The sequence below is a fragment of the Ascidiimonas meishanensis genome, assembly GCF_037782385.1.
Classification (GTDB): Bacteria; Bacteroidota; Bacteroidia; order Flavobacteriales; family Flavobacteriaceae; genus Ascidiimonas; species Ascidiimonas meishanensis.
Genome location: NZ_JBBEXD010000002.1, coordinates 107,109 through 126,782 on the forward strand (window position 1 = coordinate 107,109; position 19,674 = coordinate 126,782).

14 protein-coding genes are annotated in these 19,674 nt (G+C 34.6%); 9 read left to right on the forward strand and 5 right to left on the reverse strand.

Going from position 1 to position 19,674, the window contains the following annotated elements:
- Nucleotides 1-213: 213 nt before the first annotated feature.
- From WBG07_RS04985 to WBG07_RS05020, 8 genes are all read left to right on the forward strand, one after another.
- Nucleotides 214-1,143, forward strand: coding sequence for a mechanosensitive ion channel family protein (locus WBG07_RS04985; protein WP_340199414.1), 930 nt, complete (start codon nucleotides 214-216; stop codon nucleotides 1,141-1,143).
- Between the two features lie 152 nt (nucleotides 1,144-1,295).
- Complete coding sequence (locus WBG07_RS04990) at nucleotides 1,296-2,375, forward strand: hypothetical protein (protein ID WP_340199415.1); 1,080 nt, start codon at nucleotides 1,296-1,298, stop codon at nucleotides 2,373-2,375.
- A 92-nt stretch (nucleotides 2,376-2,467) separates the two neighbouring features.
- A complete protein-coding gene (locus WBG07_RS04995; RefSeq protein ID WP_340199416.1) occupies nucleotides 2,468-3,739 on the forward strand; it encodes an eCIS core domain-containing protein in 1,272 nt (423 codons plus the stop codon).
- Nucleotides 3,740-4,020: 281 nt separating this feature from the next.
- Nucleotides 4,021-4,341, forward strand: coding sequence for a hypothetical protein (locus tag WBG07_RS05000; protein WP_340199417.1), 321 nt, complete (start codon nucleotides 4,021-4,023; stop codon nucleotides 4,339-4,341).
- An 11-nt stretch (nucleotides 4,342-4,352) separates the two neighbouring features.
- Nucleotides 4,353-5,387 (forward strand): hypothetical protein, encoded by a 1,035-nt coding sequence (locus WBG07_RS05005; protein WP_340199418.1) that lies wholly within the window; start codon nucleotides 4,353-4,355, stop codon nucleotides 5,385-5,387.
- A gap of 686 nt (nucleotides 5,388-6,073) precedes the next feature.
- Nucleotides 6,074-7,060, forward strand: coding sequence for an acyl-ACP desaturase (locus tag WBG07_RS05010; protein ID WP_340199419.1), 987 nt, complete (start codon nucleotides 6,074-6,076; stop codon nucleotides 7,058-7,060).
- Between the two features lie 301 nt (nucleotides 7,061-7,361).
- Entirely contained in the window at nucleotides 7,362-7,907 is a 546-nt protein-coding gene (locus tag WBG07_RS05015) for a hypothetical protein (protein WP_340199420.1), read from the forward strand.
- A gap of 155 nt (nucleotides 7,908-8,062) precedes the next feature.
- The gene (locus WBG07_RS05020) at nucleotides 8,063-8,206 is read left to right on the forward strand and encodes a hypothetical protein (RefSeq protein WP_340199421.1); all 144 of its coding nucleotides are present in this window, start codon (nucleotides 8,063-8,065) and stop codon (nucleotides 8,204-8,206) included.
- A gap of 651 nt (nucleotides 8,207-8,857) precedes the next feature.
- On the opposite strand, the gene WBG07_RS05025 is transcribed toward WBG07_RS05020, so the two are convergent.
- The 5 genes from WBG07_RS05025 to WBG07_RS05045 form a co-directional block, all read right to left on the reverse strand.
- Nucleotides 8,858-9,694, reverse strand: coding sequence for an alpha/beta hydrolase family protein (locus WBG07_RS05025; protein WP_340199422.1), 837 nt, complete (start codon nucleotides 9,692-9,694; stop codon nucleotides 8,858-8,860).
- A gap of 2 nt (nucleotides 9,695-9,696) precedes the next feature.
- Entirely contained in the window at nucleotides 9,697-12,459 is a 2,763-nt protein-coding gene (locus WBG07_RS05030) for a PD-(D/E)XK nuclease family protein (RefSeq protein WP_340199423.1), read from the reverse strand.
- Nucleotides 12,460-12,522: 63 nt separating this feature from the next.
- Nucleotides 12,523-13,881 carry an OmpA family protein gene (locus tag WBG07_RS05035; protein WP_340199424.1) on the reverse strand — a complete coding sequence of 453 codons (1,359 nt, stop codon included), beginning with the start codon at nucleotides 13,879-13,881 and terminating at the stop codon, nucleotides 12,523-12,525.
- Nucleotides 13,882-13,991: 110 nt separating this feature from the next.
- The gene (gene kbl, locus WBG07_RS05040) at nucleotides 13,992-15,185 is read right to left on the reverse strand and encodes a glycine C-acetyltransferase (RefSeq protein WP_340199425.1); all 1,194 of its coding nucleotides are present in this window, start codon (nucleotides 15,183-15,185) and stop codon (nucleotides 13,992-13,994) included.
- Nucleotides 15,186-15,228: 43 nt separating this feature from the next.
- Nucleotides 15,229-18,348: a UvrD-helicase domain-containing protein gene (locus WBG07_RS05045; RefSeq protein ID WP_340199426.1), complete on the reverse strand. Its 3,120-nt coding sequence runs from the start codon at nucleotides 18,346-18,348 to the stop codon at nucleotides 15,229-15,231.
- 116 nt (nucleotides 18,349-18,464) lie between these two features.
- Here WBG07_RS05045 and WBG07_RS05050 point away from each other — a divergent pair, with 116 nt between their 5' ends.
- Complete coding sequence (locus tag WBG07_RS05050) at nucleotides 18,465-19,073, forward strand: superoxide dismutase (RefSeq protein WP_340199427.1); 609 nt, start codon at nucleotides 18,465-18,467, stop codon at nucleotides 19,071-19,073.
- The last annotated feature ends 601 nt before the right edge of the window (nucleotides 19,074-19,674 follow it).

Sequence of the window (19,674 nt, forward strand, 5' to 3'; positions counted from 1 at the left end):
TCCTTACTCTGTGTTTTGAAAAATTGATTCTTAGATGTATGAGAAATTATCTAAAATTAATAATAAAAGACAATAGCAATTTTAAATATGAAAAGGACTGTACTAGCTTTAAAAAGTTTATAGAAAAGGCCTAGAACAGTTTTACAAATCATAACTACTCTCCTTAAAATTCCGTATCTTTAAGAAGCACTATCTAGCGCAAATTGGAAAATTATGGAAGGTCTGGAATCCATCAAAGAGTGGATGCTTCAACATCCTACTACTACTAGCATCATTAAGTATTTGCTATGGCTAGTAGTTATTTTATTGATAATTCAGGCCTTGCGAAAACTACTTAAAAAGAATATTCCAGATACCAATGCCCGTTACAAATCACAAAAGGCTTTAGAAATTGTAGGCTATGTTTTTATCATCATTTTATCACTCTCTTATTTTACGGGAAACATTCGTGATTTTACCCTTGCAATAGGTCTTTTTACCGCGGGCATTACTATTACCCTGCAAGAATTAATTCTGAGCCTTGCAGGATCTGTATATATCTTTCTTGTAAAGGTCTATAAACCCGGAGACCGAATTGAGATTAATGGTATCAAAGGAGATGTGATAGACATAGATAGTATTTATACCACTATGATGGAGATTGGCGAATGGGTAAGTAGTGATAATTACAGTGGGCGTATTGTAAAACTCAGTAACGCTTTTGTATTTAGAGGCCCTATTTATAATTATTCAAACGATTTTCCCTTTATCTGGGATGAGTTTGACTTGCCAGTGCGTTACGGTTCCGATATGGAGCTTGCCAAAAAAATTATTATTGAAATCGCACAACATACACTTTCAGAATATGTAACCCAGTCCATTACTACCTGGAAAGAGGTAGTAAAAAAGTATTATATTGAAAACGCACAGGTTGAACCTACACTGGCGGTTACTATGACAGATAATTGGGTGCAGTTTAACCTACGCTATATTACAGACTATAAAAAGCGCCGTTCTGTAAAACATCAATTAAATGAGCAAATTGGTATAGCCTTTCAAAATACCAATGGCAAAGTAATTCTTGCTTCCGCTACGGTAGAATTGGTGCGTATTCCCATGCTAAAAGTAGAAGATACTACTACTAAAGCTGCTAAAACCCCGTAGAAATACGCTGTTTTGGTTGGAAATGAGTTTCTATATTTGATTTAATCCAAAAATCAAATCTAATTTTAATAGATGAAGGGTATGCTAAAAAGAAGCTTTATTCCAAAGGCGCCTATTTTATCTATTGATTTTATCTAACCAAACCTTCTCTTATGAAAAGAATCTTTGTTTTATTGCTTTTATTGACGTCTACCACTGTTATTTGTCAAACTTCTGGCATTAAATTATTAAATAGCAAATCTGCTATAGATGATAGTACTGTAAAAACTAATATTAACAGAAACGGCAAACAAGACTCCGTTTATATTACGCCAGAAATTATTCGCTACAACTACAATGCAACTACTATAAAGAAACTTAAAGAACAATTGTCTGGTAAAAAAGACCAGCTTTATGCCAATTCAATAGATACGGTGGTGGCTAATAGATTTTCAGATACTATTATAGAAAATAAACTGACAAAAATAGAAGACACAAAAGCAACATTAAAAAGTCTAGAGAAAGAACAAGATTCGCTCTATCATATTTACACAAAAGACTATTTGCAATACAAGCAATTCTTCTTTTTGCAATTTGGACCCCGTCGCTCAGAGGCTTTGTTTGATTATATTTATGGTAATACAGGTGCCCGTTTTAAAGTATTGAATAATACAGGATTTACCTTTGGTGACAATACAGGCTCTTTATATTCAGAACTGGTGAGCGGTAATCTGGGCGTTTTTCGAGTAAGTTTGGGTACTATGATATCAAGTAGTTCATCTGATGATTCTGAAACCGCAAAACAGCAAGAAGCATATCAAAGGTTAGCTACCAACGGGGGAAATACAGTACTTACATTTGAGTATCCTTTGGTCTATGCTCATTCTAAAAACAACCAATACAATGTATTATCTCGTTTTATAGCCAAAGGCACCGCAGACTTTCCAGAATTTGGTACTACCACCGAAGACTTTGCGGGAAGTGCCTCTTTTGGAATAGATATCTATGCAGATGCTTCCTTAAGCAACAATGCACTGCGTTTTTTTATGAATTTTAATACCAATATGATTTTTGGTACCGATATTTATCAGGAGAATCTAGGAATTGATAGCGCCAGTTTTTCATTCGGTCAATTAAGTTTAGGGCTTGTAGTAGCCGAAAACATTAAATTATCTTTTATCATTACCAGTTTTAGCTCAGAAAAAAGCCTTGATAATGGAAATGTAATTCTTGGAGGGCAGATATTACATTAATCATAAAGTATTGATTATTTAATGAAACCGCATATAAATAGTTATTTATATTCTTATTACTTCGTAAATTTGATAAAGCACACTAGCTAAAGATGAAATCCTCACCAGAAAAAATATCTAATAAAAACGCTCCATCAACTCTGGTAAGCAATGCTAAGACTGAAGCCTCAGGAATTCAGTTATTTTCTGAAAAAAGACAGGAACATACCTCTTTTCAAAAATTACAGGCTGCTGCGAATGATAGTAAACGAGTAAAGCAATTAGCAGCTACCCAAAAGAGCGCAAATGAGTTTACAAATCAGCATAAGTTAACCTTACAACGTAAAGCTAATAATACCGGGATGCCCGATAATCTAAAATCAGGTATTGAAAACCTTTCTGGTTTGGCTATGGACGATGTGAAAGTGCATTACAACTCCCCCAAACCAGCCCAATTACAAGCACATGCCTATGCACAAGGCAATCAAATTCATTTGGCTAGCGGACAAGAAAAGCATTTGCCTCATGAGGCTTGGCATGTGGTACAGCAAAAACAAGGACGGGTACAGCCCACCAAACAACTTAAAGCAACGGTAGCTATTAATGATGACGAAGGTTTAGAAAAGGAAGCAGATATAATGGGTGCAAAAGCATTGCAACAGGTTTCTTACCAAGCTGTTTCTCCAAGCAATGTTTCTTCGGAGGTTGAATCATCAAAGACGATTCAAGGAAAATTTCTGGTTAAAAATCCAAAAAGCGCAACGGCTAATATGGATACAGCGGTACGACTATTTTACAATGCTATTAGTGCTATTAATGGAGAATTGTTTCAACTTATCAATAGCTCAGATAATATTCATGTGATTATAGATCCTGGCACCGCATTTGGGGTGGCGGGCTCTGGAGAAACCAAACTAGAACGCAGAACCAGTGATGATGATGCTCCAGAAACTTTTGCAGACACACTAGGAGAGATTGTAGATAAAAATGCCGTTACAGATGATATGCGTACGCAACCCTTAATTCTTCGTATTAAAATAAATCAAAAAGGATTGGGCGGACTCACAAATGGTAGTGTTGCACAGCTAGCAGAAACACTGGCGCATGAATACAGCCTGCATGCAGAAGCACAATTAGCGGCCATAAAAGCTTTACGAAATCCTGCACTTAGTAATCGAGAAGCACTCCGAGCTATTGTTGCTTCCTCTAATGATCATGGTGGTTTTAACAATGCAGAAGCACAACATGCAGAACTTACAAACGAATCAGGAGACCGTTTTGATTCTGCACGTGCTGTTATAAATGAAATGAAACGAAATCTTACCCGCACAGATGCTCAAAAACTGGAGAAAGCTTTTCAAGATGATATTAAAGATTGGCATTAGTGGTACTAACCTTTGACCATACTCTCTTTCAAATTTTTTTAAGTAAGTTTGAGTATCAAATTTATTCGTTCTCTTTATGAGAAAATTACGCTTCTTTTTAGTAGCAATTGCGAGTGTGATAAAGCTTTTTGCCCAAGATCCTGTTGTAAATACACCGTAATGCTTAAAGATGTACAAACCGCACGCTATACCTACAAAATAATGATTAATGATCAATATAGCGATACACCTTTAGATTTTGATAAAGAGCCTTAGAGACCACAAATTACGGTTGGACAGCATTGAAAAGTGCCGTATTAACCTCTACAGATTCAAAAGAATTGATACTAGGATATTTTTATCATTTTTGTTATCCTATAAATAAAAATCAAGAGCAGCTTAAAATAAGTGTAAGGAGACATCATATTGCGACTAACAAAACGGAGGTTATGTACACCGCATGTCCATTGTTATTGGAACCTATGGAAATAATTATTGATACCTTTACAGAAGGAAAACGTATCTGTGAAATGTTTATCTTTCAAAAAAAATATGAAGACAATGAAATAGGTCACAAAGGCCAAATGAATCTTAGGTGTTTAATAAAACGAGAATTTTTATAAACTAGTACAACATGAAAAATACCATAAAGCTAGCAATATTAATGTTATTTTCTATAGCAGTTAGCTGTAAAAAAACAGAAAGCGAAGACCCAAATAACAAGCAAAAAAATACAGATTCCATCACACAAAAGAAAGAATCAGTTCTTTATAACTATGTAAATTGTAAAACAGGATTGCAATATAGAATTGCGCCTGAAGGAAAAATTATAGGAAGGTTTCCGTACAACACACAATTAGAAATATTAAAAAAGACGGGAATTACCGGATTTATTGAAGAAGAAGTTGATTTTTTTCCAGGAGAATGGACGGGCGTTCGGTATAGAAATGATACGGTTTACGTAATAGATGCTTGTTTGACCAATTCATATGATGTAAGCTTGATAAAAGCTTCTAATGAATATTATCTGGAACCTGAAGACGTTGTTGGAAAAGAATTGTATTTATACCAAAAAGACACTATTGTAATAGCTGCAAATACAAATATTACAGTAGAAGCAGTTACCCAAAAAGAATTTGAGAGCCTCTATGAGACTTTATACGAATGGCAGGAGATAGATAGAATTACCAAGAAGAATGGAGTTATTTCCATCACATGTGCCAATCAAAAGACGATTAGGTTTAAAGACAAACAAAATGCATCTAATCAGGAAAATCAAATTTATACGTATCAAGGTAAATTGGGAGGTGCAAGGTCACATTTGGTAAGTGCAAAGAATGCTGCAGGAGACTCTTATTATTTGGTAGATATGGTTAACTGCGATCAACAAAAGTTAAGTGGATTTCCACTATTTAATACAGACTTTTCATTTTTATTTTCTATTAATAAAAATAATTCTAATTATTCTGAGATAGGGATACATACGCTTGAAAGGAATGAATGGAATCTTCATGGTGCTTTTAAAGTGCCTTTTAAGATAAGCCGAAGTGTGTTTGATATAAAGAATAATCTATATATAGAAAACTACGTAGAATGGAATGATGGGACCTATCAAAAAAGATCGTGGCAATACTTTAAAATAATGATAAAAGGTATCTCTACTCAATAGTATTGATATACACTTAATGTATTCTTTATCAAATTAGCTTTAACACTTTTGCTCTTAGACCCTCTAGCAATCTCTAATATTCTTAATGCACTGAAGCACTTATACCTTAAAATTCCCACATATTACTAATTTATAGGTATATGCATTACATACATCATATCTTTATATTTATCAGTGAGAGTTAGTTGAGTTTAGCATTAGTAAGTGTATAGCATTTCCTAAGAATTAAGTTTAGCACATAAGGAATGTTTTTTAAATAATTTAGGAGAGTGGTTTTTTCTAATCAACAAAAAGTAGCAACAACTTGGGAAGTCGCTACTTTTTTTATTTAAAATAAAATGACATTTTTAGCATATAGAGAATCCAGTAATATGTAGTATTTAAGCCTTGCGTATTTGCTATTTAATGAGTGTAACTTGTCATGTTATAATTCTGGTAAATACCATAGTATGAGTGATATTTCACTTTTTATAGGGTGTATTTGAAAACATCACATTAACTTTGTTCATTATACTAGAATAAGAAAAGTATAAAAGCAATTCTGCTTTGTATAGAGAATCGCTTATAAGAAGGGGTTTCCGTTTTTAGAAAAACTGGTTTGTTAGCTATACAAAAAGGTATTTATACAAAAAAAGCAATCTAAAGCGAAAATAAATTTCGGATCAAATTATAAAATCATTGTTTATATGTCATTAAAAAATGTGAGATTAGAAGTAATGCAATTCTTGGAGAAAGACGTAGAGTCTTTAATCAAAAAATACCTCATACCCATTGATAGTATATGGCAACCTACAGATTTTCTTCCAGACTCTCAAAGCGAAGAATTTTTTGATGAAGTAACTGAAATTAGAGAACTCGCCAAAGAACTCCCTTATGATTTTTGGGTGGTATTGGTAGGTGATATGATTACCGAAGAAGCATTACCCACTTATGAATCTTGGTTGATGGATGTAGAAGGGATAGATCAAGTAGGCAATAATGGATGGTCTAAATGGATAAGACATTGGACTGGTGAAGAAAATCGTCATGGAGATGTACTTAGTAAATACCTCTATCTTTCAGGTCGTGTAAACATGCGAGAAATAGAAATTACTACACAACACTTAATTGCAGACGGATTTGATATAGGTACTGGCAGAGACCCTTATAAAAACTTTGTGTATACCAGTTTTCAAGAACTTGCTACTTATATCTCGCATAATAGAGTTGCCAAGCTTGCTAAAGAAAAAGGCAATAAGCAATTAGGTAAAATGTGTAAGATTATTTCTGGTGATGAAATGAGGCATCACAACGCCTATTCTGAATTTGTAGAACGTATTTTTGCCGTAGATCCTAGTCAGATGATGCTAGCCTTTCACGATATGATGAGGCAAAAAATAACCATGCCGGCTCATTTTTTAAGAGAATCTGGAGATAAAATTGGTACTGCATTTGAAGAATTCTCCAATACAGCCCAGCGAATAGGAGTTTACACTTCTATGGATTATGTAGACATTCTTGATAAACTAATAAAACGTTGGGAGATAGACAAGGTGACTGGTCTTACCGATGAAGCGGAAAAAGCTTGCGATTATCTTTTGAGGCTACCAGATAGAATGAGGCGTCTTGCAGACAGAATTCGTATTCCAGAAAATTCATTCCAGTTTAAATGGGTAGAACCCGCAAAACTTTAGCGTTTTATTTATAAGTTTCTCTATGCTAAGAATCTTCATAAACGTAATTTCTAAACAGAGGAGTACGTTTGTAGGTAGATTACAGTTTATTTTTACCTAACAACAGATTTTCAATTGTTTTTTGGGGTATGCTTTCCTCTCTGGAAATATTTCTGTGACCTTTGTAGAGTAGCTCCATAGTATTACAAAACATTTTCATGTCTAGGTTAATATAAAAAGGAAGCGCCTTTGTAATAAGAATCAAAATAGCCCTGTTTCTAAGTAAAACCGTATATTTAGGCAATCAATAACCTACAAACTTATGGAACAGATTAAAGTGATATTCTTTTTATTAGGCTCCATTTTTGCCCAAGAAAACAGCCGAATCGCTAGTGCTATTACACAAATACAAGTAGACGTTGTCCAAAAAACTATTCAGATAGAACAACAACATGTTTTTACTGCTTCAGAAAGTACAGCAGCTTTTGATAGAACCAAGGCGCAATTAAAAGATATTATAGAAAACACAAAATTAAGTGAAGAACTCAAAAATTTTCAATTGAAGTCGCTGGTATTCTCTAAAGAAGCCGATAAACTCAATGCCACTATTCTATTAACTTATAAGAGCAAGGAAGATCTTAGGGCTATGGGGCTCTTCACTACAAAAGAAGGTGAATTAAGTCATATTAATATTCCAGACTGGAAAATTAGTACGAAAGAAGGAATGCTTAAAGAAAAGTACTGGTACTTTCCAGTAGACAGACCTTTTACATTCACCATTGATATGAATGAAAAGATGAATGCTAGTTATAAAGACAAATTGCAAAGCTTGCTTCCGGTGTGGGAAAAGATGAAGGCTGAGAACTAATTTTCCTTTAAAATAAGATTTAATAATACTTTAGCTAAATTATGTAGTATCTTTCATAAGGTTGTCTTATCTTCAAGAAATAATAGCATGTATACAGAACAACAAGCTGGAACATGATTTATTATAGATTGGTTAAGTGAAAAAATAGAGAAATTATGAGAAGAAAAAACCCTACATATAATAGTACCATTTGGGAAGAATTAGCAGCATTGGCAAAACGTGTTTTTGGAACTGAAGAGGAAGAGCCAGCACTAATTCCTGTAAAAGTAAATGAAAATTATAATCGACATTTGCGTTGATACTATAGGTACCACTATTAGAATTTTAGATTATTAAGTGATAATTGTTGAAAGCTCCTCTTTTGGGAGCTTTTTATTTTTAAAACCAATCGTGCTTTTAAACCTAGATGCTTGTGGAGTGTTGATATAAAACGCTTTTCATTTTTGATCATTTTACTTTTTGCTATGAGAAGTTGAACATGCTTGGTATGATATGCCTTAACCTGAGTTTGATCTAATTTCAGTTTTATATTTTAGTCTTAAATGTGATCTTTGAATTATTAAAATAGTGTAGATAAGCTACTTACGTTCATTTTCTTCGCTTGTTCACCCTGCGACTGCGTTCAGGGTTTGAAAATGGACCTAAATAAAAGACAATTTCAAACCCGATTTTTAATTTTTATTTACATCTAACTGACGTTACATTACAAAAATGTAGACTATAGTTTACATTTTTGTAATGTATATGTGTTTCTGATTTATTTTTAAAGTATTCAAAAATCTACCTAAAAAGAATTAAAAAAGCGTTTTTGAAAGCATAACAAAATATGTTGTGAAGTAGCTTTTCAAGAAGGAAATAAACTCCTTCCCAAGGCATACGTTTTTCATTGAACACCAATTTCTTAGCGTTTTGGCTTCTTGAAAAAGACAGAATTACAAGTTCAATTTACTTTAAGCGTTTAAAAAATCTATACTTTTAGTTACTATTTCCTTTAAATGTGACGGCATATGGTCTTTTTCCCATGGGTGTTTTGCGCCAAATACATGGTTAGCCCCTTTAATTAATAGTAAATTACTGGAAGAATTCCATTCATGTAAAGATTCTGCTTCCCATAAGGGCACAGAGGCATCATCTGTTCCATGAATAATTAAATGGGGAATAGTGATCTCCTTACAAGCTTTTTCAATATCAAAACGGGCTGGGTCTTTGGCATAATCTTCCCAAAACTGAAAGAAATGCGGCATGTTTTGTTTGGTGCGTCCATTAACAGTATAAAAGACATTTGTGCGTTTCCATTCTTCAAAAGCATCACCAGCAGGAAATCGCATTTCAAAATCACTTACCCCGGCCCAACTAATCAGTTTGGTAATGCGGGTATCTTCATTTGCATACAAAGTGACAATACCGCCCCCTCGTGAATGCCCTATAAGATGAATCTGTGAAAGATTCGCAGTGGCTGTATAATTTTCCTCACAAAAATCCAATACATCTTTTATATCTTCTAATTCTTTGCGATAGTTGTTTTCACCAAAAGCCTTTAAATCGGGAAAATCAATAGGTTCTTCTACGGTGCCCCCGTTGTGCGAGAAATTAAACTTCACGAAAAAGAAGCCCGCCTCTGCAAAAGCTTTTGCAACCAAAGGCCACGCTCCCCAGTCTTTAAAGCCTTTGTAACCATGACAAAACAGTACTAAAGGTAATTTTTGAGGAGAAGTTTGGTAAAAGACATCTAAAACAATGGGTTTGTTATGGGCTCTCTCTAAAACAATATTTTTTTCTATTTGCATAACTATATTTCTTTTTCAATAAAGGGTTGTGTGGAATTGCATATCTCTAGTACAAGTTTCGTAAGTTCTTTTAAGAATGCTTCTAGTGTAGTAGTTGTAACTGCATATGCTTTTTTGGCACTTCTAGGGCTGTCTTTGGTTGCAAATCTAAGAAAGCCTCCACCATAATTCTTAAACGAAATAATTCCGGCCTGCACTTCTTTAGTTGGAAATTCGTCTTTGAGCATATAGGCATACGCCAATACTTGAAACGCCTTACTATATTTATAATCTGTAGTTAAAACATCCCAGTCATAAAGCTCCAGTTCATTTTGTAATACCTTTCCCGTCTTATAATCAATAATTCTAATAATGCCGTCTTTTTCATCAATTCTATCTGCTTTTCCTCTTAAAAACACTGGAAAATCCAATTGAGGAATAGGAACCGATTGCTTTAAATCGCTTTCAAGCTTAAGTATTTTAATAGAAGCTCCCTTGCTTACCTCTTTTTGTTCCATTTCTATAAACTTGGTAACATATTGCAAAGCCACATGATATATGATGAGGTTTTTACCCCGGCTTATATCCCCACCACGATAGGTTTTGGTAAAATTCTTTTCAACCGTAGGGGTAATTAGTTTGTGGGCATTAGCAAGCGCTTCTCCTGTTAAGAGCTTACCAACCATGGGGGTATAAAGATCTTCTAAGGTGTCATGAACCACCGTGCCTAGCGTGTTTGCAGCAACGGTTTCTTCTAGTTCCACCTCATTGCGTATGCCTACAACTGATTGCAAATAGAAGTCTAACGGATTTCTAATATAATTGGTGAGATTGGTTGGTGAAAAACCACGGGTTGCAATTTCCTCAAGGCGCTTATTTAAAGCTTCATTTTTAGTAATTTTTGTTAGTTTAGGAGGAGCAAGGGTTACTTGGGGTCCTGCAATATGCTCGGTAATAGTGTGTGCGGGTACTTTATCTAAGGTTAGTTGTAATAAAAAGCGGCTTTTCTCTCCTCCTTCCAATACATCTGGTTCAGAATTATAGAGCAAATACACATTTTTAGCTCTTTGTAATAAATGATAAAAGTGATAGGTATAAATAGCATCTTTCTCTTTGTAGGTTGGGAGGTCAAAAGCCGATTTCATGTCAAACGGAATAAAAGAATTATCACTTTTACCGGATGGTAAAATACCTTCATTAAGCGAAGTAATGATAACCGTTTCAAAATCTAGGTTTCTACTTTCCAAAACACCCATTATTTGAAGTCCTTGCAAAGGTTTTCCTTGGAAATCAATAGTTTCTTTGCTTAATAATTCTTTAAAAAGATGCCTAAAGCCTTTTAGATGTTCTATAACTTGGTACTCCTTATTGAGATGTTGTAGCTGATTAAAGATTCTATACAATCGGTATAAATATTCTAGATATAATGCCTGCCCGCCTTGATCTTGGTATTTTTCTTTGAGTGTTAAGGTGATATGAAGGCAATTGGTAATTACCGTGTTCATATCTGAGGTGGAGCGGGAACTAAATACTACATCACAAATAGGATGCAAGTTTTGTGGAAAATGATCAACGATGTTTTCTTGTGAGAGGTATAATTGATTCTGGGTATTTATTTTATCAATAAATTGAGTTGCATAATCTTTATCTTCACTGGTAAAAAGTAATCTACCTGCCGGATGCGAAAGCAAATTGATCAAAGGACGATGATACCAACCTTGGGTTTCTTTACTGTCTAAGAGCTCAAACCAATTACTGAAGAACGAAGCAATAGGAGAAAGGTAAAGTGGATACCCTCCGGTAATATTTACCTCTGTAATATCTTTGGGTAAGGCATTTAGTAGAGGTGCTAATAAAATCTCATTTCCTAAAACAATAGCCGTATTTTGAAGCCCTTGTTTACGTTCTTTAAGAGCAGAAAGTAGTTTGCTAATATAGTGTGCCTGCCCAATATTTTTTGGAATACCTGTAATTTCAATTTGCTTTTTTTCACTAAAATAAGTGCCAAATAGGGTAAATGGATTCTTTTGATAGTATTGCCAGTCTTTGAAATAACGACGCACAAAAAGGCCAGCATCATGTTGTTTGTCTTCTACAAAATGTGCATCAATATCCCAGAATACTTTGGTATTTGTATGCGATAAAAACTCTTGTATAATTAAAGACTCTGCTGTATTTAAGGCATTGAATCCTATAAAAAAATGGGGTTTACTCTGGTGTACTTGTAAATAGTAATTTAGATTTTCTACGGCTTCTCTATAAATTAATCCTTGATAGCCTAGTTGTTTTTCTAGTAATCGCGTCTTTAGTTGAGTATAATACTGGTGTAGTGTATTCCAAAACCTTATGTAATTTTGTTGAAGGGATGTTTTTTCTTCTTGTAAATACCAATGGCTTAGCTCTTTTATAGAAGCTAGGTAGTTAAAGAAATCATCGGTAGCTATTAGGTAGCGATCTATTTCATTGAAATCTTGAATCATGGTGGTGGCCCACCTGCTAAAACTATAAAAGTCTTCTGTAGCTTCTTGAGGTGTAAGCGCCTTATAAACCTGATAAAATTCAAAAAGAAGTTCTGTTGTATCCGCTAGCCTTAGTCTAGATAGTTCTTGAACAAACTCTTCAATACTATAAATTTTAGGTCCAAAACCTGTTTTGGTAGTAAGAGAGAGTAGTTCATTGCGAAGAAAAACACCTGCTCTTTTGCTAGGAAGCACAAATACAAGAGGCTGTAGGTCTTGATGGCTTTTAATAATATCTTCTGCAACTTCCCTTAGAAATGTCTTCATAGGGTAAAAATAAAAAACGCACCGGGATTCCGGTGCGTTTTTCAATATGTTTTAAAGTTTAAATTACTCTTTTACAAGGTTAATTTCAACTCTTCTGTTTTGAGTTCTACCCGCTTTTGTTTTATTAGAAGCGATTGGCTTGTCTTCTCCATAACCCATTGATGACAATCTGAATTCATTGATACCATTGTTTACAAGAAATTCTTTTACAGAAAGTGCTCTTGAATCAGAAAGACGCTGATTAAGTTTCTTGCTACCAACGCTGTCTGTGTGACCGTCAATAGAGAATTTAGCATTTGGATATTCTTTAAGGATTGCTATGATATCTGCAAGAACAGCTTCAGACTCTTTCTTGATAGAAGATTTACCTGTATCAAATAAGATTGTTTTAGCATATTCATTCAATTGCTTCTGAACTTCTTCAGTTACTTCTGGGCAACCTTTGTTAGCTACAGTACCAGCAACGTCTGGACATTGATCATCTTTGTCAAGTACGCCGTCACCATCTTTATCTTGGTAAGGACAACCTTTATTTTCTTTTGGACCAGCTTCAGCAGGACAATCGTCATCTTTATCAGCAACACCGTCACCGTCAGCATCAGGACATCCGTTAAGAGCAGCTAGACCAGCTTCAGCAGGACAAGCATCATCTTTATCAGCAATACCATCACCGTCAGTATCAGGACAACCGTTTAATTCAGCAGGACCTGCTTCATTTGGACAATCATCTTTAGAATCTTCGATACCATCACCATCAGAATCAGGACACCCGTTGAAAGCAGGAAGACCAGCAACCTCAGGACAAGCATCATCTTTATCATAGATACCATCACCATCAGTATCAGTACCGCCAAATTTAATAGCTACACCAGCTACATGTTGAAAGTGCTTAACACCATAATCTTCAAAAGCATGCTTATATGAAGATTGAAGGGTAAGACCAATATTTTCAGTAAACCAATAATTGAAACCAAGACCACCATTAATAGTACCAGCACCAATTTCGTCAACCCAGGTATAACCACCACCTACTTCGATAAACGGATCAAATTTACCTAACTTCAAAAATTCGTTAAGGTTGTATTTGATAGTACCGTCTACAGCGTAGTGAGAAAGGTCATCTACTTCTGTGTCTCCTAATTTATCAATTTGGTTTAATGAACCGCGAACTCCTACGGAGAAACCGTCACCTACATAACGCGATACAGATACCACAGATATAGAGGGAAGGATGTTCCAGTGATCGTTAGCATTGAAATATTCATCAAACCACTTACCTAATCCTGGTTGGTTTGTTGGATAAACGTCTATAGCGTTTACACCAAAACTAACCTGCCACGGATTGTTTGAGTCTTGCGCCTCCATCGTGCCAAGTCCCATAAAAAGTACAGCAGCAACTAATAATTTGCTAAGATGTTTCATGTTGAATTATTTAATTTTAAGTGTTAATTAACGACAAATGTAAGTTCTTAATATTTATTAACAAAAACAAATATATTAATTTTTTTGATTTTTGATAATGTGGAACGGTTTTAGATAACACCGAGTTCCTTTCCTACGGCTGTAAATGCTTTAATGGCGGCATCAAGGTGTTCTTGCGTATGTGCTGCAGATAACTGTACGCGAATTCTTGCTTTTTCTTTAGGAACTACCGGATAAAAGAACCCAATTACATAAATACCGCGCTCTAATAACTTATCTGCCATTATTTGTGATAGTTTTGCGTCATATAACATTACCGGTACAATTGCAGAATCTCCATCAATAATATCAAAACCAGCTTCTTTTATTCCTTTCTTGAAATAATTAGTATTAGACTCCAGTTTATCACGAAGAGAGGTGTCATTTTCTAGCATTTCAAACACCCTAATGGATGCACCTACGATAGCTGGTGCTAAAGAGTTTGAGAATAGATAAGGTCTTGATCGTTGCCTAAGAATTTCTATAATTTCTTTTTTACCGGTAGTATAACCCCCCATGGCACCTCCCATAGCTTTGCCCAGGGTACCTGTAATAATATCTACTCTACCCATAACATTTTTCAATTCTGGCGTACCAATACCTGTAGCACCAATAAACCCAGTAGCATGGCATTCATCAATCATTACCATGGCGTCATATTTATCTGCCAGATCACAAATTTTGTCCAGTGGTGCCACTAAGCCATCCATTGAGAAAACCCCATCTGTTACAATAAGTTTAAAGCGGGCGCCTTTTTCTTGAGCAGTCTGAAGTTGTTTTTCAAGATCTGCCATATCATTATTCTGATAGCGAAAACGCATGGCTTTGCACAACCTTACGCCATCTATAATAGAGGCATGGTTTAGCGAATCAGATATAATAGCATCTGCGGCAGATAGCAAGGGTTCAAAAACACCTCCGTTAGCATCAAAAGCAGCGGCATATAATATAGTGTCTTCTGTTTGATAGAAAGAAGCAATTTTAGCCTCTAATTTTTTGTGAATGTCTTGTGTGCCGCAAATAAAGCGTACTGAAGACATTCCAAACCCATGGCTGTCCAGAGTGTCTTTTGCAGCCTGAATTACCTCTGGATGTGATGAAAGCCCCAAATAGTTATTGGCACAAAAGTTAATAACTTCTTCTCCGGTATTGATTTTAATAACTGCGCCTTGTGGTGAAACAATTACCCGTTCTTTTTTATAGAGTCCGTTTTCTTTGATCTCCTCAAGCTCGTTTTGTAAAAATTCTTTTATAGATCCGTACATGTTTGTAGATTTTTTGCAAAAGTACTAAAGATTCTACAGCCAGTTATAACGCTTTTACTTCTATGGTATCATTTATAAAGACGAGCAATCTTTTGGTTACCTTATAGCCCATTTCGCTTAGAGCCTCTGCATAAGTATTTAGTTGATTGACGTAGTTGGGGCTAAAACTTCCGGTTTTATAATCTATGATTACCGCTTCATTAACTGAATTAATGACGAGACGGTCTGGCCGGATTACCTTTCCATTACGGGTGTAAATATCATACTCATTATAAATAGTATAGTCTGTAGAGAAATAGGGCATAAGCTCTGGGTGCCTTAGAATCTCTTTTAGTTGTAAAGAGACCTTAGCTGCTATTTGTGTATTTATAGTTCCGGAGCGTACGGCTTCTTCTAAAGCCTCCTCCAATTCATAGTTATATTTTATGTTAGCCAGTAGAAGGTGGTATAGATTTCCTTTCTCTAAAGCAGACTCCCTTACCGTCTCCCATAATGAACCACTTTTAGTAATGACTTTAAAGGAGGTTTGCAGTGGATTTTGAGAAGCAAATGGAATTAATTCTTGCGTTGTGTTTTTAGTAGAGGTTATGGTTAAGGGTTTTTTGCCAAAAACAAAGGTGTTTTCTGCATCGTTCCATCTTCCAGAACCTTTTAAATAATTGATAAATAATCCAGCATAGGTATCTGTATTTTCTAGCCCCTTTACATTGAGATCTTTGGTGGTGAAAATATAGAGCTGCTCTACAGCTCGGGTCAAGGCTACATATAATATATTATATTGATCTAGCTGTAACTTGGCTTCATGTGCCTCACACATTTCCTGAGTTTGCTCATTAAAAGAAGCGAGATCTTTGTTTCGGGTAAATAGGGCTGTCTTTATACCAAATTCATCTTGAGAAACCGGAAGCCAAATCTCTCTATCCAAATCTTGTGTAATTTTTGAATCGGCAAACGGGTAAATAACTACTGGAAACTCTAAGCCTTTAGATTTATGAATGGTCATTATCTTCACTGCATTTGCTTCAGGTGGAGAAACAATACTTAAATTGTCTTCTTTCTTTTCCCAATAGGCCAGAAAATCAGTAAAGCTTAAATTATTATGGAGAGAATAATCTAATATTTCATCTAAAAAGTATTGAAGGTATGCATCAGAATCCTTTTGGAGATCAAATGAATAGATGGCATAAGTAATAGCTTCTGCAAGGGGAAGCTTTTGAAAATCGGTCATTTCAAAATTAAATAATTTAAAAGCACCGGTAATATTTTCAAGGTAAGCCTCTATAGTTTCATGAATTTTATGTTGACTGTGATGACTAATGAATATTAGCAAAGACGCTATGAGTTCTTTATTCTGGGGTTGGGTAGCATGCCGCATGAGGGTTACTAAAAATTGAATTCGGTCATCATTTTTTAGTAACAAAGATTCAGAAGAAATTATAGGGATGTTTTTTTCGGTTAGAAACGAAGCCATGGCAATACCTTCTTTTTTTCTTCTAGTAAGAATGCATATATCACTTAGCGCTTTACCTTCTTTAATTACTTGGCTAATGGTATTGAAAGCTAACTCACAATAGGTTTCACTTTTATCAACCCCAAAGTCTTTATCAATAAAGGAAAGCTGTACATATCCATATTGGCGTTTGTTAGTTTCTTGATAACTATGTTCTTTAAAGAGATTTTGGTAATATGGATTGCTTAGATAGGAAGAAATATGAGCAAAAAAGTTATTATTGAAATTAATAATCTCTTCACAACTTCTAAAATTACGGGGCAGTTGAAAAATATGTTTATCTACTTGAAACGGATTATGCGCAGGAATATCATATAGAGATATAAATTGCTCTGCAAGGCCTCCTCTCCAACGATAAATAGCTTGTTTGGCATCTCCTACCAACATAAGAGTACCTCGTTTTCCAGATAAAGATTCGCTTTCCAAAGCATTAGCTATTAGCGGAATGAGATTTTCCCATTGCATACGGGAGGTATCTTGAAACTCATCTATAAAATAATGCCTATATTTTTCGCCAATGCGTTCATAAATAAAAGGAGCAGGTTGTGTGCCTATTTCTTTTGAGATTATTTGGTTAAATTCTGAGATGAGTAAGATATTTTCTTCTTCTTTTATCTGCTGCAATAATTGGTTAATGGAACTTAGTAAGGATAGAGGAGTAAGGTTCTTTAATAAGTTATCCCTATATCTTAGTGCAATAACCTTTGTTTTGATGGTTTCATGTTGTTCTGCTAGCCAAGGTTGAAGTTTATCTATTGCCACCGCAGCTGGTGAGCCTATCTTTTTATTTGTATAAAGTTGTACAGATGCAATATTTTGTTGCCATTGCGTTTCAAAACCTACACTTAAATCTGTTTGGGCAACTTTTTGAAAAAATTTAGGTAAAGAACTTCTGGTGAAATCGGTAAAATCTAAATTATTTTGATCAATATTAGCTAATACAGAGGCAGCAATATTTACTATTTCTTTCTCCAGAATAGAAATCTGTTGACGAATTTTTTCTCCTGTTGCTTGTAAATCGTAAAGAGATTTATTTTGAACCTCGCTAAGATGCTCCAGATAATCTTCTTTTAATAAAAGCTTAGCAATTCTGTAGAGGTCTTTGGAGATATCCCAACTTTTGTCATTATCTGCTTTTTCAAGCGCAAAATCAATAAGTACTTTGGTAAGTAATTTATCTTTACCTGCGTTGTATATCAATTTATCAGTTACTTCTTCCAATAAAAGTGGAGTGTCTATAACCACTTCAAAGTTCATAGGTAATTTTAAATCATAAGCAAAAGTTCTTAAGAGTCTATGATTAAATTTGTCTATGGTTACAATATCAAAGAAGGCGTAATTATGGAGTATATGTTTTAATATGTTTTTTGCGCGCTGATACATTTCGTGATCTCCTAAACCCAGTTCCTTTGCAATAATCTCAAACATAGCAGGGTTTGCCTGAAACTCTTTTTCTTTAGTGAATTCTTCCAATCCAGCCATAACGCGCTCTTTCATTTCATTTACTGCCTTATTGGTGAAAGTAATGGCAAGAACTTGTTTGAATTGGGTAGGGTAAGGACTGGCTAACAGTATTTTAAGATATTCTTTAACAAGCGTAAATGTTTTACCTGAGCCGGCAGATGCATTGTAAATGGAGAAAGGAGTATTCAATGAATATAGATTCTATAGGTGATACAAAGGTTCTTAACAATTAATTATTATAAATTGTTTAAGAATGTTCGTAATTTTGTTTGACACTAAATTATTAACTAAAAATACATAAAATTATGGCTTTTGAATTACCAAAGTTATCTTATGCATACGATGCACTTGAACCTCATATAGATGCCCGTACGATGGAAATACATCATTCTAAACATCACAATGGATATACAACCAAATTAAACGGAGCAATTGAAGGCTCTAAATTGGAAGGAAAATCTATTGAAGATATATTAGACACTTTAGATATGAGTAATGGTGCGGTAAGAAATAATGGAGGAGGTTTCTACAATCACAGACTTTTTTGGGAAGTAATGTCTCCTAATGGAGGTGGCGAGCCAACTGGAGAATTGGCAGGAGCTATTAAGGAAGCTTATGGATCTTTTGAAGGATTTAAGGAGAAATTCTCTAGTGCTGCTGGAACACAATTTGGATCTGGCTGGGCTTGGCTTTGTGTTCATAAAGGAGGAAAAGTAGAAGTATGTAGTACACCTAATCAAGACAATCCGCTTATGCCTGGAATAGGTTGTGGAGGTTTTCCCATTTTGGGAATAGATGTATGGGAACATGCTTATTACCTAAACTATCAGAATAGAAGACCGGATTATATAAATGCATTTTTTAATGTAATTAATTGGGATAGAGTTTCAAAATTATATGAAGCAAATAAGTAACATATAATTTTTAGTACAAATAAACACTAAAAGGTGGGAACGGTTTTCCTGCCTTTTTTTGTTTAAAATATTGAAAAAAAGTTTTATAAAAACGTAGTGAAGGGTAGGGTAAATGAAGTTTAAGTTGTTATAAATAAAAAAGGTGGAATTGAATCCACCTTTTTTGCCCCAAATCTTACCATGAACTTAACCTACTTATGCTATGGTGAAACAAATATAACAATTTGTTTTGAAGAATAGGTCTTACATTGTTATTTTAACAATTATTTTATGTAATTAATAAAAGAAAAGTGAAGATTCAAAAAATATTGGCAATCAATAGTATACAAATAAAAAAGGTGGAACTGAATCCACCTTTTTTGCCCCAAATCTTACCATGAACTTAAACCTACTTATGCTATGGTGAAGTAAACATATACGTTTTCATTGTTTTAACTAGTAATTAATGGATGTATGGTCTGGAATTTAGATGAAATGGCATTATTTGAGGGAAAAGGATGGAGAGTATTAAAATATTTCAAAATAAAAAAGGTGGAACTGAATCCACCTTTTTTGCCCCAAATCTTACCATGAACTTAACCTACTTATGCTATGGTGAAAC

Coding starts and splice junctions, on each gene's coding strand:
- WBG07_RS04985 (WP_340199414.1), top strand. CDS start 214: ATGGAAGGTCTGGAATCCATCAAAGAGTGGATGCTTCAACATCCTACT.
- WBG07_RS04990 (WP_340199415.1), top strand. CDS start 1,296: ATGAAAAGAATCTTTGTTTTATTGCTTTTATTGACGTCTACCACTGTT.
- WBG07_RS04995 (WP_340199416.1), top strand. CDS start 2,468: ATGAAATCCTCACCAGAAAAAATATCTAATAAAAACGCTCCATCAACT.
- WBG07_RS05005 (WP_340199418.1), top strand. CDS start 4,353: ATGAAAAATACCATAAAGCTAGCAATATTAATGTTATTTTCTATAGCA.
- WBG07_RS05010 (WP_340199419.1), top strand. CDS start 6,074: ATGTCATTAAAAAATGTGAGATTAGAAGTAATGCAATTCTTGGAGAAA.
- WBG07_RS05015 (WP_340199420.1), top strand. CDS start 7,362: ATGGAACAGATTAAAGTGATATTCTTTTTATTAGGCTCCATTTTTGCC.
- WBG07_RS05020 (WP_340199421.1), top strand. CDS start 8,063: ATGAGAAGAAAAAACCCTACATATAATAGTACCATTTGGGAAGAATTA.
- WBG07_RS05025 (WP_340199422.1), bottom strand. CDS start 9,694: ATGCAAATAGAAAAAAATATTGTTTTAGAGAGAGCCCATAACAAACCC.
- WBG07_RS05030 (WP_340199423.1), bottom strand. CDS start 12,459: ATGAAGACATTTCTAAGGGAAGTTGCAGAAGATATTATTAAAAGCCAT.
- WBG07_RS05035 (WP_340199424.1), bottom strand. CDS start 13,881: ATGAAACATCTTAGCAAATTATTAGTTGCTGCTGTACTTTTTATGGGA.
- kbl (WP_340199425.1), bottom strand. CDS start 15,185: ATGTACGGATCTATAAAAGAATTTTTACAAAACGAGCTTGAGGAGATC.
- WBG07_RS05050 (WP_340199427.1), top strand. CDS start 18,465: ATGGCTTTTGAATTACCAAAGTTATCTTATGCATACGATGCACTTGAA.